Below are 16,167 nucleotides of genomic sequence, written 5' to 3'. Positions count from 1 at the left end.
CGGTTGGCGTTGGTGGGGCTGAGGGGTGCGTCGAGGGTGTCGCGTTCGATCCACCCGCCGGTAGCGGTTGTCTGCCATCGGTATCCGAACTTGGTGAGTCCGTTGTCGGTGCTGGACGAGCGGAGCCCGGCCTTGAATCCGTACGGGTTCTGCAGCCACTGTGCGCTTGAGCCGCCGTTGACGGCCTCCGCACCGTAAGGGTCGTAGGAGACGGTGTACGCGGTGTTGCCAGTGTCGGCGATCGCTGCTGCCGGGTTCCCGATCCCGTCGATGACCCACATGCTCGTCACGCCATCGGTGGTCTGCAGGTCCATCGGCTGCCCGGTCGTCGGGTCGCTGATCACCGACGCCGTGCCAGTGCCGGCGACGGTGCGGCTGGTGATCACGGGGACGCCATGCTGATCGGTGGTGCCATACGTGTAGTCGTACTCCGCTCCCCCGTCCGTGGACTGCGTGAGGAGCTTGTTCATGTCCGCGCCGGCGTACTCGTACCGGGTCGTGACACCGTTCTTCGTCGACGCCGTCAGCTGCTGCGCATCGTTGTAGGTGAACGTCTCACCCGGTGCTGCAACCAGGTTCCCGACCCCGTCGTACGCGTACCCAGCCGAGGTGATCTGCCCGACCGCGTTGTACGTCAACGTCTGCGAGCTCGTAGCGTCACCGGTCTGCTTCGCCGTGAGCCGGTTCCCGGCCGCTCGTACCAGTTGCGAACCAAGCCGCCTAACGACTTTTGTTCCCGAAAGACCGCATGGTCGCTATGGCAATGACAGTCATCACAACTGCACAGCCACATCCAACGACGGCCGTCCATACGATATTCGCAACAATCCCGAACACCCCCCAGGCCAAGAGTACAGCGACACTGAACCAAAGAATTGCAACAGTGTACTTATTCACGCGTCAGTCCAGACATTCATTAAGGAAAGTATTGTATCCGGTCCAGGTCGCAGTTGCTGCCGCCCCGGTGGCAATTGCGCCGCCAGCACTGACCGGAATTCCGACGCCGGATGCAGTGGCCGCAACCGTCCCGATCGCCGTCGCCGTAGTCGCGAGGCCTCCGGCAACCACATTGATGGCCTGTGTCTGGCAGTTGGAAAGGGGAATCCCAGCACGCCCTGTTGCGTCGTACAAGTTGGTCGGCTCATTCCCAGCGTACGCATACCGGTTGGCGTTGGTGGGGCTGAGGGGTGCGTCGAGGGTGTCGCGTTCGATCCACCCGCCGGTAGCGGTTGTCTGCCATCGGTATCCGAACTTGGTGAGTCCGTTGTCGGTGCTGGACGAGCGGAGCCCGGCCTTGAATCCGTACGGGTTCTGCAGCCACTGTGCGCTTGAGCCGCCGTTGACGGCCTCCGCACCGTAAGGGTCGTAGGAGACGGTGTACGCGGTGTTGCCAGTGTCGGCGATCGCTGCTGCCGGGTTCCCGATCCCGTCGATGACCCACATGCTCGTCACGCCATCGGTGGTCTGCAGGTCCATCGGCTGCCCGGTCGTCGGGTCGCTGATCACCGACGCCGTGCCAGTGCCGGCGACGGTGCGGCTGGTGATCACGGGGACGCCATGCTGATCGGTGGTGCCATACGTGTAGTCGTACTCCGCTCCCCCGTCCGTGGACTGCGTGAGGAGCTTGTTCATGTCCGCGCCGGCGTACTCGTACCGGGTCGTGACACCGTTCTTCGTCGACGCCGTCAGCTGCTGCGCATCGTTGTAGGTGAACGTCTCACCCGGTGCTGCAACCAGGTTCCCGACCCCGTCGTACGCGTACCCAGCCGAGGTGATCTGCCCGACCGCGTTGTACGTCAACGTCTGCGAGCTCGTCGCGTCACCGGTCTGCTTCGCGGTGAGCCGGTTCCCGGCCGCATCGTACGTGTATGCCCACGTCGTGTTCGTCGCGCCGCCGGCCTGCGCGGCCTTGGTGAGGCGGCCGTTGGAGTCGTACGTGTACGACGTCGTCTTCTGCCCGCCGCCGGGCAGGTCGTTGCGGGACCACTGCAGCTTGTCGCGGTCGTTCGCCTTGTCCGCAGCGCAGTCGCCGCTGGTCGCGGCGCCGGCGATGTAGCAGTAGAGGGTGTTCACGACCGGGGTGGCGTCGTTGTCGCCGGTCCAGGCGCGGACGCGGGTGACCTTGCCGGAGGAGTCGTAGTCGATGTGCTGGTGGCCCTGCCACGACGCCGGCTTGACACCGGGCGTTGCGGCGCTGGAGGCGCCGAGCCAGGTGTCGGTGCGGCGGCCGTGGTCATCGGTGAGGTAGATCTGCTTCGCCGTGCCGGCATCGGTCGGGTACGTGGTCGCGGTGAGCACGTTCGACGGGTCGTAGTCGTGCGTGACGTCACCATGCTGGTCGGTGACGCGGACCGTGTTCCCGGCGAGGTCGTACCCGTAGGACACGGTTCCGCCACCGGCGGTGTTCACCGTGGAGATGAGCCGGTTGCGCTGGTCGAACGTGCTCGTGATCGTCCCGGTCGCGGACTGCTGGGTGAGCTGGTTGCCGTTGCCGTCGTACGTGTTCGTCACCGTCAGCGCGCTGTCGGCGAACGTCGTCGTCAGCAGCCGGTCGTCATTGTCGTACGTGTACGACGTGACACCGCCACCACCGTCCGTGTGCTTGTTCACGCGGCCGAAGTCGTCGTAGGCGTACTTCTGCCGCCCGACCGTGTTCGCCGGCGCGTCGATGGTGAACAGCTGGTTGTACTGGTCGTAGCCGTACGTGGTCTTGACCGTGTTGCCGGGAGCGGTTGCGGATTTCACCGCACCCCACGCGTACTTGTCGACGTCCTTCTTGTTGTACTCGAGCTTCGCCTCGGCAGCGTCCGGACCGCTGCCGGTGCCGGTCGAGGTCTGGTTGCCGGGGCCGTCGTACCCGTACGTGGTCTTGTTGCCGGAGCTGTCCGTGGTGGAAGCCGGCAGGTATGCCGTCGGCGCCTGTGTCCCGTACGTCGCGGTGTCGGTGCTGCCGGAGGCGGACTGCGACTGCGTCAGCGACTGCCCGTTGTTGCCGTCGAACTTGTTGTTCGTCGTCGACGCGCCGGTCCCGGATCCGATCGTGGAGCTCAGCACACCGTTGTTGGTGGACTTGTAGGTGCGCGACTGGTCGCGGCCCGCGGCGTCCTTCACATCGGTAACGAGGTCGTTCGCGTCGAGTGTGTACGTGGTGTGGTCCGCGGTCGCGACGGGCTGGGCCTGGTCGGAGCGGGGGTCGGCGACCTGGGTGGTGTCACCGTCCGTGTACGCGAAGCGGGTGACCGCGGTTCCCGGGGATCCGGCGGTGGTGTTGGCCTGGGAGACCTTCGTGACGCGCTTGGTGGAGTCGTAGGTGAACGAGGTCACTCCGCCGGTGGGTGCGGTGATCGAGGTGAGGTCCCCGCCCGTGTACCCGAACGTGGTCGTCGCACCCGTGGCGTCCGTGTACGTGGTGATGTCACCGTTGCTGTTCTTCGCCCACGACACACTGCGGCTGCTGGAGCCGGAGGTCTGCGTGAACGTCGTCGTCCCGTTCGCGTACGACACCTTTGCCGTCTTCGCACCATCGGTGCCCGCGGTGGAGACCAGGGTGCCGAGCGAGAACTTGTCCGCCGCGACGTTGAAGCTGACCTGGTTGCCGTTGCGGTCGTTGACGCTCTTCGGCTGGCCGCCGAGGGTGAAGTGGATGACCTGGTTCGTCGTCCACGACGTCAGCGTGTACTCCCGCGTGTCGGCGTTCGCGACCCGCGCCAACGTCATCTGCAGTCCCGGCGGGGACGTGAACGCACCCGCCGTACCGGTGGGCTTGAACTGCCATGCCGTCCCGACCGCGTCCGTGTAGACCACGCCAGCCGCGTTCGCGGACAGGTCTCCCGCTCCGGCGAGGGCGTACTGCCACCGGTTCGCTTCCATCGTGTTGCTGTTCGCCGTCGTCGTCGACCGCGAATTGCAGGCGGCACCGATCGTCGTGCTCTGCGTCACACCCGGCAGCGTCAGTGCGCTGGTGGTGACCAGCAGGTTCCCGGTGCCGACGTCGACGCTGGCGTTGGTCTGATCGCTGATCGGGAACGGCAACGTCGTCGCCGAGGTCCGCTGCCCGGTCACGTTCGTCGACACCGGGCCGCCCGGCAGCCAGTTGTAGACGCCCTGCAGGTCGAGGACGAAGTCCGTGGTGCCGGACGAGACGTTCTGGATCCGCACCTTCCCGTTCGAGCCCACGGGCAGGATCGCCGTCGTGGTCCGGATCGACGACGTCGGCGCGTACCCGATGACCGCCCCGGTCGGCTCCGAGGAACCATCCGCCCACGCCTTCGCGTACCCACCGGTCGTACCCGAGTGGATCGCCGTGACCGTCACCGCGACCGCCGACAGCCCACCCTCGACCGTCCCGATCCCGGCGACGCCGGCGACCTGCACTGCGACCGACGCGTTCGCGCCGACGCTGGACGAGGTGCGGGTGTCGACGATCCGGCCCGTACCCGGCGTGAACCCGCCGCCGGGGTTGCTGGGGACGAAATACCCCTGCACGTCCACCTGGATCTGCACGGTGCCACCGTCAGGGGCGTTGTCGATCGTGATCTTCCCGTCGGTGCCGACAGCGACCTGCGCAGTCATCGCCGTGGTCAGCTTCGTCGACGGGTAGTTCAACGACCCCGTGCTCTTCGGTCCGTCCGACGGCGAGGGACGCACCCACCCGGCACCGCCACCGGTGTTCTGCACCACGACACTGACCGCGACCGCGGCCGCGTTCGTGGGGACGCCACCCTTGCCGGTGACCTGGAACGTGATGCTGTCCCCACCCGACAGCGCACCCTGGCGGACGTTCGTACCGTCCGCGGTGTTCGCGATCCGCGTCCCCGACAGCGGCACGAACCCGCCCGCACCCACCCCGTTCGCCGTGGACGTGTAGTAGCCGGTGACGTCCAGGATCACCCGCGACTGCGCCGTCGTCGTGTCGATCCGGATCGACCCGTCGTCCCCGACTGCGAGCAGTGACGTGTTCGAGGTGTTCCCCGCCACCCCGCTGCCGTAGATCATCAGCAGCGTCGGCCCGTCGCTCGAGTCCGCACGACCCTTCAGCTGCCCGGTGCCGTTCGCGTCCGCGACCGTCGCCAACACGCTGATCGCACCGACACCGTCAGCGGGGATCCCCTTCACACCCGCCACGGGCACCGTCGTCGCCGACCCCGCCGGCGTTGCACCGTCGAAGATCCTGGCGTTGGTCGGCAACGGCACGAACTGCCCGCCCGTGCCCGTCGCGACCGCCTGCGCGGGAGCAGGCGGTGACACGACCGCCAACAACGACCCGAGCAGCGCCGACAGCGTGACGACGGCCAGCAACACCCAACGAGAACGGACAGACAACGGCGACGTCGCGAACACGCGCAGAACCCCTCAACAGGTCACCACCAGCGAACCCGCCCCCATGACGGCACTGTGCGACCACACAGCACGCTACGGAGCATCCCTCACCACCGCTCCCCCACTACAGAGGGTAGGAAGTTCCACACCAGAACCGATACGGCCCTACCGGACGACGAGGTCGTCGAATCGCGCGCGGGTGTCGGTGATCCAGATGCCGCCCCTGGTGGCGGAGCCGTTGAAACTGTCCACGCTGGAGTACACGGCGGGGCCGTCGACGTAGGTCTTGATCTTCGCGCCGTCGGCCCTGACCCGAACGGTCGAGCCGGGCTTGACCTCGCGGCTCAGTGCCTTGCCGATCTGGACGAACCGCCCGTTGACGCGCTTGTAGACCTTCGCGTTGCCCGTGCCCGAACCGTGCACGTCGAGCACGAAGTAGTCCTTGGCGCTGCTCAGTCGCCACACCGGCCCCGCACCCTTCGACGAGATCGTGGTCATGGTGAGGCTGATGTCGACCGCACGCTTCTTGGTGTCGACGGTGGCCGCGGACTCACGAACGCTCCCGCTGCTGGCACGGTAGGCACGGCCGCCCGAGATGCCGTACTTGACCCCACCGACCGTGGAGGAGGACCGGCCGTGCAGGTCCTTGCCGAGCCCGGTGATCATGTCGGGCCGGTTGAACGAGTCGTAGCTGACCGACGGTGCTGGCGTGAGGACGTTCTGCCCCTCGCGCGGTCGCACGACGCTCAGTGCCGAGGTGATCGCATCCGTGATGTGCGCCTGTCCGACGTCGTTCGGGTGCTGCCCGTCGGGGCCGATCATCGTCGCCTTGTCCCATCCGGTGAAGGCATCGGCGACGACGACCGACCTGTCCTTCGGGTACTCCGAGACGACGCTGCGCAGGGACCGGTTGTACCGGACGACGTCAGCGTCGGTCGGCGGTGACGGGTACCACGCGTAGCCCTTCGACGTCGATGGCGTGTCGAGCACGACGACGATCGTGGGTGGGAACGGCCCGGTCCCCCGCACCCAGTCGATGAAGGCCCGGACCTTCGCCGTGAAGGTGGCCTCGGGAACGTGCCGGCCGACGTCGTTCTGGTTCCCGAGGTACGAGACGACGCCGTAGTCGCCGCGGTTCCACGTCGAGCGCGCTCGTGCGAGGATCTGCGCCGTCGACGCCCCACTGATCGTCTCGTTCGACCAGAGCTCCGGGTCCGCGCCGAGGCTGTCACGGACCATCGACGGGTACATCCTGCTCGGCACCGAATCAGAACCAGGTTGCACCTGTCTGAACGAGTGACCGTAGGCGGCACACCGCACACCGCGCAGCACGTCGTTGCCGGTCGTCGGTGCTGCCTGCGCGCTGCTCGGCAGGAGCGCCCCGACGAGCGCGAGGACGACGGCGGTCACGAGCACCGCGGCAGAGCGGTGGCCTCGGGTCGTGCGCATGCCTCGTCCCCTCCGGGCGCCCCACGCGCCACGACAGATACGGGCGCATCGATCCGCCCCATCTCCGGAGGGCAGGAGCACACTCGACCTCTGCTCCCCGTTCGTGTGACACGAGGGCGCACGAGGCGCCCCTCGCTACGACTGCAGCTCGACTGTCTCCCTCGAACGCGCCGGCCGGTGCCAGACGAGCGCCGCCCGTGCCGCGTCCCGAGCCACTCGCAGGATGCGGAGCACCACGATGTCGTGGTCGCCCGCACGGTGGACGCCCTCGACCGCGCACTCGAACCACGAGTGCGCACCGTCGAGGAAGACCGCGCCGGAGCTCGCGGTGGCGTACTCGATGCCGCGCAGACGACGTGTACGATCCCGCGACGCCAACTGCGCCGTCTGCGGCCCGTGCCCGTCGCCGAGCACCGAGATGCCGAGCGTCAGCGCCGCGGCGAGATCCGGCCACGTCGTCGACGAGTGCTGCACGGCGATCGTGGCGAGCGGCGGGTCGTAGGAGACACCGACCGTGAAGGACGTCGCCACCATGACCACGGGCACCCCGTCGACGCACGCGGCGATCGCGGCCACGACGGAGGGCACCTCGGCGATGGCCTCGCGGATGTCGCGCGGGTCCTCGATGAAGCGGTCGTGCACGATGGATCCTCCTCGGGGAACGAGCGGTCAGGAACGGACTGTCGGGAACGAACGGTCAGGAACGAGCGAGCACGGCGCGGGCCCGCCTCTCGTCGGACCGCATCGCGGCGACGAGCGCGTCCGGCCCACGGAACCTGCGCTGGCGCCGGATGCGCCGGCCGACGGTGAGCTCCACGACGGAGCCGTACAGGTCGCCGTCGAAGTCGAGCACGTGGACCTCGACCGTGCGGGGTCGGTCGGGGAAGGTGCTGTTGCTGCCGATTGACACGAGCGCCTGCCGTGCCGGAGCACCGACGGGAGCAGCGAGCCACCCGACGTAGACCCCGTCGCCGGGAACGGGAGCGTCGGACCCGCTGTCGGGCTGCAGGTTCGCGGTCGGGAACCCCAGGTCGTGTCCGACCCCGGCACCGTGCACGATCTCACCCGTCAGCACGGCGGAGGTGCCCGGACGGCCGGACAGTGCCTGCGCCGCGACCACCGCACCGCAGGCGACGAGGGCGAGCGCACCGAGGGCGACCGCGTCCCCCGCGGTCGCGAGCAGCACGGCGGTGGCGGTGCTGCCGAGCACGGCGCCGAGCTGCTTCACGGTGTTGAACACGCTCGAAGCCGCCCCGACCGTCGCCGGTCCGGCTCCGAGGACCGCGGCGAGGGAGAACGGCGACCAGACGAACGCGTTCGCGATCCCGAAGCCGGTGAAGGCCGCGGCGATCGTCCAGAGTGGTGCCGCGACACCGACGAGCACCGCGGTCAGTGCCACCGACGCGACGAGCAGGACGGCGCCGACCGTCGCGGTCGCCCGGGGGCCGGCGGTGTTGGTCGTGCGGCCGACGATCGGCGCCGACGCCAGGCACGCGACACCCATCGGCACGAGCACGAGCGCCGCCGCTCCGGCACTCAGCCCGCGGGTCTGCTGCAGGTCGAGCATGAGCGGGATCGGCGCGGACCCGACGCAGAACGACGCGGCCGTGGCACCCCACGAGCCGGTGACGAACCCGCGGTCGCGGAAGAGGGCGAGCGGCACGAGGGCGCGGTCGCCCTCGCGTCGTTGCCGGACCAGGACGGCGGCGACCACCGCGGCGCCGAGCAGGACCGCACCGCCACGGGCGAGCGGATCGGCGAGCAGCCCGGCGTCCGTGCCCTGCACACCGACGACCACTCCGAGGACCCCCACGGTCACGCCGACGACGGCGAACAGGGGCAGCGGCACGGCGATGCGCCGGGATACCGGGACGAAGCGGAGGACCGCGATCGCGGTCACGATCCCGACGGGCACGTTCACGAGGAACACCGACGGCCAGCCCCACGCCTCGACGAGCAGTCCGCCGACGATCGGCCCGGCGACCGTCGCCGCCCCGCCGCCGGCGCTCCAGACGGCGAGCGCGACGGCGAGCCGCGGCGGGTCGAAGAGCGACCGGATCACGGTCAGGCACTGCGGGGTGAGGAGCGCGGCGCCGAGGCCCTGCACCGCACGCCAGGCGACGAGGGCACCGATCCCGGGTGCCACCGCGCACCCGACCGAGGCGATCGTGAAGACCGCGAGCCCGACGAGGTACACGCGGCGGTGCCCGAACCGGTCCCCGAGCCGCCCGGCCACGAGCAGCGGGACCGCGAACGCGAAGAGGTAGGCGCTGTTCACCCACACCGACGTCGACGCGTCGGCACCGAGGTCACGGCCGAGGTCGGGCAGGGCGACCGACACGATCGTGCTGTCGAGCAGCAGCATGAAGAAGCCGAGGCAGAGCCCGCCGAGCGCGAGCCACCGACGGGCGGGGGTCACCTCACACCGCCAGGTTCTCGCGGAGCGTGGCCCCCGGGTACCGCGGCGAGAGGGCGCCTCGGCAGCGGAGCTCCGGCACGAGCAGTTCGCTGAGGTCGGCGAACCCGGACGGCATCCCGAGCGGGCTGGACAGCATGTACCCGCCCCGCCCACCGATGGCGGCGAAGTTCTGCTGGAGCGCGTCGGCCACCTCGGCGGCGTCGCCGACGAGCATGTGGTCGAGGCCCGTCGCGGCCCGCCAGCCGTGCTCGAAGAACTCGTCGCGATCCATGGTGTGGTCTTCCCCGAACTCGGCGACGAGGCTGCCGACGAGACCGGCCGGGCTCGCCTGCGCGGCGACGATCTCGTCGCGCAGGTCCCCGAGCCGGAACGAAGCGGGCAGCGTCGAGAAGTCGTACCCGGCGTTGTGGGAGATGAACGTGCCGACGGCCTCGCGGTTCCAGAACGACAGGAGCGAGTCGCGCCGGGTCTCCGCTTCGGCGCGGGTGGCGCCGACGATCACCTGGGTCGCCCAGAGGATGCCGACCGCGGCTGGGTCCCGTCCGGCGTCCGCGAGTGCGGCGTCGAGGGCGTTCCGGTGCCGGAGTTGCCCGGCGACGCTCGCGCCGAACCCGAACACCAGGTCGGCGAAGGACGCGCTCGCGGCGATGCCCCGCGGCGAGTTGCCGGCCTGCACGACGACGGGGTGGCGCTGCGGGCTCGGGACGCTGGCGAGCGGCCCCCGCACCTTGAAGAACCGGCCGTCGTGGTCGATGGGGTGCACGCGGGACGGGTCGGCGAACCGGCCGGTCGCTCGGTCGCGTACGATCGCGTCCGGGGCGACGGAGTCCCAGAGCGCACGGCAGACGCCGATGAACTCCTCCATCCGCTCGTACCGGAGGTCGTGGTCGATCAGGTGGTCGGACCCGTAGTTCGCGGCGTCCGCACCCCGCGACGAGGCGACGACGTTGAACGCCATCCGGCCGCCGGTGACGTGGTCGAGCGAGTTGAGCAGCCGTGCGGTGGAGAACGGGTGCGTGAAGGTCGACGAGTAGGTGAGCCCGAAGCCGATGTGCTCGGTGACCGTCGACATCGCGGCGATGACGGGCGACATGTCCTGCCGTGGCCACTGGATCCCCCACTCGACCGCCGGGTCGATGCTGCCGCGCCAGGTGCTCGGGACACCGGAGCCGTCGCCGAAGAACAGCATGTCGACACCGGCGCGCTCGGCGGTCCGCGCCACCTCCATGTACATGCGGACGTCGGGGAAGTCCTGGCCGACCCAGCTGCCCGGGGCGGCCCAGCGGCCCTCGGTGTGCGTGAAGGACAGGTCGTAGGCGATGTGCATGCCGCTCACGGGGCACCCACCGGCGATGCCGCCCAGGCCCGCCACAGCTCGGTGGTCTCGGCAGCGTCCGTGACGACACCGATGTTGAGCTCGATCATCGTGAGCGCGGCGTCGTGCACGTCGACGTCGTAGGCGGCGGTGGCGTCCGACGGCACCACGACCGGCCAGCCGAGCTGCATCGCGTCCTGCGCCGTCGCGAAGACGCAGCACTCGGACGTGAGTCCCACGACGGTCAGCCAGCCGATCCCTGCGGTGGTGAGTCGCGCCTCCAGGTCCGTGCCGAGGAAGCCGCTGTAGCCGCGCTTGACGACGCGGGTCTCGCCGGGTGCCGGCGCCGTGCGGTACCACTCGGCTCCGGCGGTGCCGATGCGGCAGGGCTCGTCCTCCGGCATCGGTCCGTCGAGCGGCCCGCCGCGCAGCCAGGTGCTGCTGTGCCACGGGGCGGACGGGTCGCTGCCGAGCTCGACCCAGACGACGGGGACGCCGGCGGCGCGTGCCTCGTCGACGAGGGCGCCGATGCGCACGATCGCGGCGTCCACCGCTGCGGACGCACGGTCGTCGAGCCCGTACCCGGCGATGCGCGCGGGCTCGCCGAAGTCGCGCTGCACGTCGACGACGACCAGCGCCGGCGTTCGGCCGCCCGCCGGGCCGGACGCACCGGACGACGGCCCGTCCAGCAACCGTGCGAGTCGCGGGTCGCCGCCCGCGGTCGCGCCGGTCACCGGAGCACCGCCGCGTCGTGCTGGCGGAGTGCCGGCAGGACGGTCTCGCCGAAGCGCACCATGTCCTGGTCGTACTCGGGGAAGATCAGCATGAGGCCGTCGAGCTCGCCCCGGTCGACGATGTACTCGATGTGCTCCGTGACGGTCTCGGCGGAACCGGCGACGTACGCGGTCTGGAACGCGTCCTCGCCCGCGGCGCCGTCCGCCCAGGCACGGGCCTGCTCGGCGGGGACGCCCCACGACGCCCGCATCGAGGCGAGTGCCTCCCGGTCGACGCCGGCGCCCCACTCGCGCACCTTCCGCTGGGCGGCGGCGTCGGTGTCGTCCTGCACCACGGTGAGCATCGAGTAGGTCCGGCACTGCCGCCCCTCGGCGGCGGCGCGGTCGTGGACGTCGCGCGACAGGTCGCGCATCTCGTCGAGGCTGTCCGCCGCGAGGAACGCACCGTCGGCGTACTTCGCCTGGAACGCCCGAGCCGCCTCGGACTTGCCGGCGCTGATGATCGTCGGCCTGCTGGCCGGGTGGGGGCGGGACTCGCAGGCGTCGAGGTCGAAGTAGGGCGTGTGCATCGTGACGCTGTCCTCGGTCCAGAGACGGGTGACCGCCTCGGTCCAGAGCTCCGTCATGCGGTAGCGGTCGGCGTGGCTGAGGGCCGCGTCCCAGATCCCGAACTGCTCGAACTCCGCCGCGTAGGCCCCGTTGACGATGTTCATGCCCGCTCGACCTCCGGAGAGGTCCTGCAGCGTCGTGTACATCTTCGCCGCGACCGCCGGGTTGTGGACGTTCGCGTGCATGGTCGCCCAGATCTGCACGCGCTCGGTCGCCTCGGCGATCCCGGCCATCATCGTCATCGACTCCAGGGACCGCCCCCAGTGGTCGGTGCTCCCGCCGAAACCGCGCCACTTCGCCATCGACATCACGAAGTCGAGGCCGATCGCTTCGGCGTGCAGGGCTGCGCGCTTGTTCCAGGCGTAGGTCGCCTCGGGGTGGGGTGCGGTGGTGGAGAGCATCCACCCGCCGTTGCCGATCGGGAGGAAGATCCCGTACTCCTTCGCGGGCATGGTGCGCCGCCTTTCTGGTGCAGTGGTGCTGTGCGGGGATCGGAGGAGACGGTGGGCCGCGCGGACGCGCAGCCCACCGGGCTCACGACGCGGGCCAGACGGTCTTGCCGTCCTTCGTGATGGCGTCGATGTACTCGTTGGTGAACCAGCTCTCGGCGTCGTCCTTCGTGACCGAGCTCTTCACGATGTCGTACTGGTGCAGCATGTCGAGCAGCTTCCCGACGTTCTCCGGGTCGATGCCGCCGAGCGGCTGACCCGGCGTCGGGTTGTCCGCGATGACCTTCGTCTCGGTCGTCCAGATCTTCGCGTTCTGGGCCTCGTCGTAGGTCGCGCCGGAGAGCTTCGCGGCGTACCCGACGCACTGCTTCGTCTTCGCCGTGCTCGACGAGCAGAAGTCGTACGCGTGCAGGGCGGCGCGGAGGACGTCCTCGACGGCGGTCGGGTGCGCCTTCGCGAACGCGGGGTTCACGGCCATCGCGCCGATCGACGAGGGGATGCCGTAGTCGACGGGCTGCCACACCGTGACGTCGTCGCCGGCGGCCTTCAGCTGGTTCGGCTCGTTCGACACGAAGCCGGTCAGGGCCTCGAGCCCGTTCTGCTTGCGGGGCAGGACCGAGGGGTCGTAGCCCTCCTTCACGAGCGTGAGGGAGTCCCACTTCACGCCGGCCTTCTCCATCATCGCCCGGACCGACGCGGGCACGAAGCCCTTGTGGCCGACGACCTTGCCGTCGAGCTGCGGCAGCTTCGTGATGTCCTTGTTCGTCATCAGGATGTCGAGACCCGCGTTCGAGTACGACGAGATCCCGGTGATGTCGATGCCGTTCGCCCGGGCCTGGATGAGGTCCTGCTCCGCGACGGCCGACACCGTCGCCTGACCGCTCGCCAGGAGCTTGGTGTTCTGGGCGGTGTCGCCCGATCCGGGCTTCAGGGTGACGTCGAGGCAGAGGTCCTTGAAGTAGCCGAGCTGGTCCGCGGCGATGTACTCGAGGATCGATGCCGACGACTGGTACTGGTAGCCGGACAGGTAGGTGATCGGACCGGCGGCCTTGTTCTCCTTGCACCGTTCGGCGGAGATGGCGCTGCCCTCGGACGAGCCGGTGCCCGCGCTCGAGCCGGTGCTGCAGCCGGTGAGGGCGAGGGCCACGGCCGCGGTGGTGGCGAGGGTCGCGAGGGCGGCTGCGGTGCGGGACCGGCCGGTTCGGCGGGGACGGGTGCGGTGCTGCATGGTCACTCCTGTGGGAAGGGATGGGTGGTGCAGGGCGGGGGCGGTGCGGGATGGGTGCGGGTCGAGTGGGTCGGGTCGAGTGGGTCGGGTCGAGTAGGTCGGGTCGAGTAGGTCGGGTCGGTCACCGCGCGGCGGCCTGGAGGCGCGGCTGGCGTCGCGTGGGCAGGCTCGCGCCGGCGGGCGGTGCTGCTCGGCCGCGGGGCGGCGGGTGGCGGTGCGTCGGTCGGCGGCCGCGGGTCAGTCGTTCGCGGTGCGGTGCCAGCGCAGGACGCGCCGCTCGACGAGCGAGATGAGCCCGAGCAGGACCACGCCCATCACCGCGAGGATCGCGATCGCGGCGTAGACCACGGCGAGCTGGTTCATCGACGACGCCGTGCTGATCACCGTGCCGAGGCCGCCCGTCGACCCGGACGCGGACAGCTCCGCCACGACCGCGCCGATGATCGAGAGCGGGAACACGATGCGGAGCGCCGCGAAGACGAACGGCAGGGCGTTCGGGATCCGCAGGTGCACGAGCATCTCGATCCGGGAGGCGTCGATCGTCCGGTACACCTGCAGCACGGGCTGCGGGACGGACCGGAGTCCGGCGGCGGTGTTGATGAGGATCGGGAAGAAGCAGATGAGCGCCGTGATCACGAGCTTCGGCAGCGGGCCGAACCCGAACGCGACCACCAGGGCGGGGGCGATCGCGACGAGCGGCGTGACGTTCAGGACGATCGCGATCGGCATCACCGCGCGGCGGACGATCGGCAGCTCGCTCGTCAGCACCGCGAGCACGAACGCGGCCACGAACCCGATGCCGAGGCCGACGAGCGACTCGACAAGGGTGATCCCGGCGTTCTGCAGGTAGTAGGGCAGCTGCGTGGCGAGGGTCTCCCCCACCGCGGGCAGCGGTGGCAGCAGGTACGGCATCGTCGTTGCGCCGATCTGCCACAGCACGGCGAGGACGGCGAGCATGACGACGAGGGGCGCCCAGACCGTCGGGCGGATCCAGCCGGGGAGCGGGCGGCGGGTGGTCGCGGCCTCGGACTCGGCGGTGGTCGACGTGGCGGAGGCGGTGGCGGTCGTGCTGGTGGTGGTCATCGTGTCGTCTCCCTCAGGCCGCGTCCGTCGCGCGCCACGCGCTGTGCAAGCGCGTGCGGACGAGGTCCTCGTACTCGTGGAAGCGCCGCTCCTCGAAGAGCCGCTGGTTGCGCGGCCGGGGCAGGTCGATGTCGATGACGTCGACGATCCGCCCGGGACGCGGTGCCATCACGACCACGGTGTCCGACATCCGGACCGCCTCGGACACCGAGTGCGTGACGAAGAGGACGGTGGTGCGCAGCTCGTCCCAGAGGTCGAGCAGCTGGTCCTGCAGTGCCTCGCGGGTGAACTCGTCGAGGGCCGAGAACGGCTCGTCCATGAGCAGCACGTCGGGTCGCAGGCCGAACGCCCGGACGATCGCGGCACGCTGCTGCATGCCGCCCGAGAGCTGCGCGGGCCGCTTGTCCTGCGCCTCGCCGAGGCCGGCCATCCGGAGCAGCTGTCGCATGTCGGGGCCACCGTCCGCGCCGCGTTCCTCGAGGTCCTGGATCGCGGCGCGGCGACGCCCGGCCCCGGGGTTGACCCGTCCGGCGAGCGTGACGTTCTGCAGCACGGTGAGCCAGGGCAGGAGCGCCGGCGTCTGCGGCACGAGGCCGATGAGCTTCGCCGCGCACGCCTGTGCCGGGGTGACGCCGTGCACCTGCACGTCACCGCGGTCGGCGGGCTCGAGGCCGGCGACGAGCCGGAGCAGCGTCGACTTCCCGCAGCCGCTCGGACCGATCAGCGACACGAACTTGCCCGGTTCGATCGACAGGGCGACGTCGTCGAGGGCCACCATGGCGTTCGGGCCGCTGCCGTACACCTTGCGCACCGCGTCCACCCGGACCGCTGCTGTGGTCATCCGTTCCTCCATACCGTCGGCGAGCACGCGGGCTCGGTCTCGTATGGCGGAGAGCGTGCGTCGCGAGGTCGGGTTCGTCTGCGACGCGGAGGTCCGCTGCTGGTGTCGAGGCTAGGACGCTCGTGTTACGGCGTCGGGCCACATGTGTTGCGAACGTGTGAACGACTGCGCGGGGTCAGCGCTGCGACGGCATGACCGTCCGCCCGTCCCAGACGAGGACCTCGATCCCGAGGTCCTCGGCGGCCACCGAGACCCACCCGGCGAGCGCCCGTGCGGCTGGCTCCGCGATCACGAGCACGGCCCGCTCGGCCCCGGGGACGGCCTGCCGCAGCCACAGCAGCTTGAACAGGTCCGCCATCACCTTGTTGCGCCAGGCGGGCTTGTACGCGCCCTGGTTCGCGACGAGTTGCACGACGACGCGGTCCTCGGCGTCGATGCCCTCGACCTCGACCCGGGCACGGTCGAGCACGACCGTGCGGGGACGGAGGACGAGCCCGAGTGCGGTCCCGGTGTCGTCGAGCATCCGCCGCTCGACGGAGTCGGGGGCGAAGCGGCCCCAGTCGGAGCGGGCGTCGGGGACCTCGGTCATGTCGGCAGTGTAGGCGGGCGCCGACGCACGCAGCGTGGGGGGGTGCGCGGGGGGGGGGGCGCGGGGGGGGGGGCCCCCCGCCCGGCACCACCCCCCGGGGGTGACGCCAGCTGGGGGCTGTGCGGGAGGGTC

At 70.2% G+C, this 16,167-nt stretch carries 12 protein-coding genes; all 12 read right to left on the bottom strand.

Translation table 11 applies throughout. From position 1 onward, the window contains the following. Positions 1 to 638 (bottom strand): hypothetical protein (locus Q7F20_RS07095; RefSeq protein ID WP_305739411.1); only part of this gene is annotated, 638 nt, incomplete at its 3' end. A gap of 262 nt (positions 639 to 900) precedes the next feature. Further along, positions 901 to 5,298 carry an RHS repeat-associated core domain-containing protein gene (locus Q7F20_RS07090; RefSeq protein ID WP_305739410.1) on the bottom strand — a complete coding sequence of 1,466 codons (4,398 nt, stop codon included), beginning with the start codon at positions 5,296 to 5,298 and terminating at the stop codon, positions 901 to 903. Positions 5,299 to 5,484: 186 nt separating this feature from the next. Next, positions 5,485 to 6,768, bottom strand: a complete 1,284-nt coding sequence (locus Q7F20_RS07085) for an SGNH/GDSL hydrolase family protein (RefSeq protein ID WP_305739409.1) — start codon at positions 6,766 to 6,768, stop codon at positions 5,485 to 5,487. A 135-nt stretch (positions 6,769 to 6,903) separates the two neighbouring features. Then, entirely contained in the window at positions 6,904 to 7,410 is a 507-nt protein-coding gene (locus tag Q7F20_RS07080) for a flavin reductase family protein (RefSeq protein ID WP_305739408.1), read from the bottom strand. A 55-nt stretch (positions 7,411 to 7,465) separates the two neighbouring features. After that, positions 7,466 to 9,187: an MFS transporter gene (locus Q7F20_RS07075; RefSeq protein WP_305739407.1), complete on the bottom strand. Its 1,722-nt coding sequence runs from the start codon at positions 9,185 to 9,187 to the stop codon at positions 7,466 to 7,468. Position 9,188: 1 nt separating this feature from the next. After that, on the bottom strand, positions 9,189 to 10,514 hold the full coding sequence (locus Q7F20_RS07070) for an NtaA/DmoA family FMN-dependent monooxygenase (protein WP_305739412.1): 1,326 nt from the start codon (positions 10,512 to 10,514) through the stop codon (positions 9,189 to 9,191). Positions 10,515 to 10,519: 5 nt separating this feature from the next. Continuing rightward, the gene (locus Q7F20_RS07065) at positions 10,520 to 11,236 is read right to left on the bottom strand and encodes a cysteine hydrolase family protein (protein ID WP_305739406.1); all 717 of its coding nucleotides are present in this window, start codon (positions 11,234 to 11,236) and stop codon (positions 10,520 to 10,522) included. Then, entirely contained in the window at positions 11,233 to 12,297 is a 1,065-nt protein-coding gene (locus tag Q7F20_RS07060) for an LLM class flavin-dependent oxidoreductase (protein WP_305739405.1), read from the bottom strand. Before Q7F20_RS07060 ends, Q7F20_RS07065 begins: the two co-directional genes overlap by 4 nt. An 82-nt stretch (positions 12,298 to 12,379) precedes the next feature. Beyond that, complete coding sequence (locus Q7F20_RS07055; RefSeq protein WP_305739404.1) at positions 12,380 to 13,522, bottom strand: ABC transporter substrate-binding protein; 1,143 nt, start codon at positions 13,520 to 13,522, stop codon at positions 12,380 to 12,382. Positions 13,523 to 13,759: 237 nt separating this feature from the next. Next, positions 13,760 to 14,605 (bottom strand): ABC transporter permease, encoded by an 846-nt coding sequence (locus Q7F20_RS07050; protein ID WP_305739403.1) that lies wholly within the window; start codon positions 14,603 to 14,605, stop codon positions 13,760 to 13,762. 13 nt (positions 14,606 to 14,618) lie between these two features. Beyond that, complete coding sequence (locus tag Q7F20_RS07045) at positions 14,619 to 15,446, bottom strand: ABC transporter ATP-binding protein (RefSeq protein WP_305739402.1); 828 nt, start codon at positions 15,444 to 15,446, stop codon at positions 14,619 to 14,621. A gap of 175 nt (positions 15,447 to 15,621) precedes the next feature. Then, a complete protein-coding gene (locus Q7F20_RS07040; protein WP_305739401.1) occupies positions 15,622 to 16,035 on the bottom strand; it encodes a hypothetical protein in 414 nt (137 codons plus the stop codon). Between the last annotated feature and the right edge of the window lie 132 nt (positions 16,036 to 16,167).

The sequence above is a fragment of the Curtobacterium sp. A7_M15 genome, from assembly GCF_030705415.1.
Lineage (GTDB): Bacteria > Actinomycetota > Actinomycetes > Actinomycetales > Microbacteriaceae > Curtobacterium.
Note: the sequence above shows the minus strand (reverse complement) of the source record. Positions and strands in the feature narration are given on the sequence as shown.

Excerpts from the sequence above, each read along its gene's own strand:
- Q7F20_RS07060 (WP_305739405.1), bottom strand. The coding sequence starts at position 12,297 with ATGCCCGCGAAGGAGTACGGGATCTTCCTCCCGATCGGCAACGGCGGG.
- Q7F20_RS07040 (WP_305739401.1), bottom strand. The coding sequence starts at position 16,035 with ATGACCGAGGTCCCCGACGCCCGCTCCGACTGGGGCCGCTTCGCCCCC.
- Q7F20_RS07070 (WP_305739412.1), bottom strand. The coding sequence starts at position 10,514 with ATGCACATCGCCTACGACCTGTCCTTCACGCACACCGAGGGCCGCTGG.
- Q7F20_RS07045 (WP_305739402.1), bottom strand. The coding sequence starts at position 15,446 with ATGACCACAGCAGCGGTCCGGGTGGACGCGGTGCGCAAGGTGTACGGC.
- Q7F20_RS07055 (WP_305739404.1), bottom strand. The coding sequence starts at position 13,522 with ATGCAGCACCGCACCCGTCCCCGCCGAACCGGCCGGTCCCGCACCGCA.
- Q7F20_RS07085 (WP_305739409.1), bottom strand. The coding sequence starts at position 6,768 with ATGCGCACGACCCGAGGCCACCGCTCTGCCGCGGTGCTCGTGACCGCC.
- Q7F20_RS07050 (WP_305739403.1), bottom strand. The coding sequence starts at position 14,605 with ATGACCACCACCAGCACGACCGCCACCGCCTCCGCCACGTCGACCACC.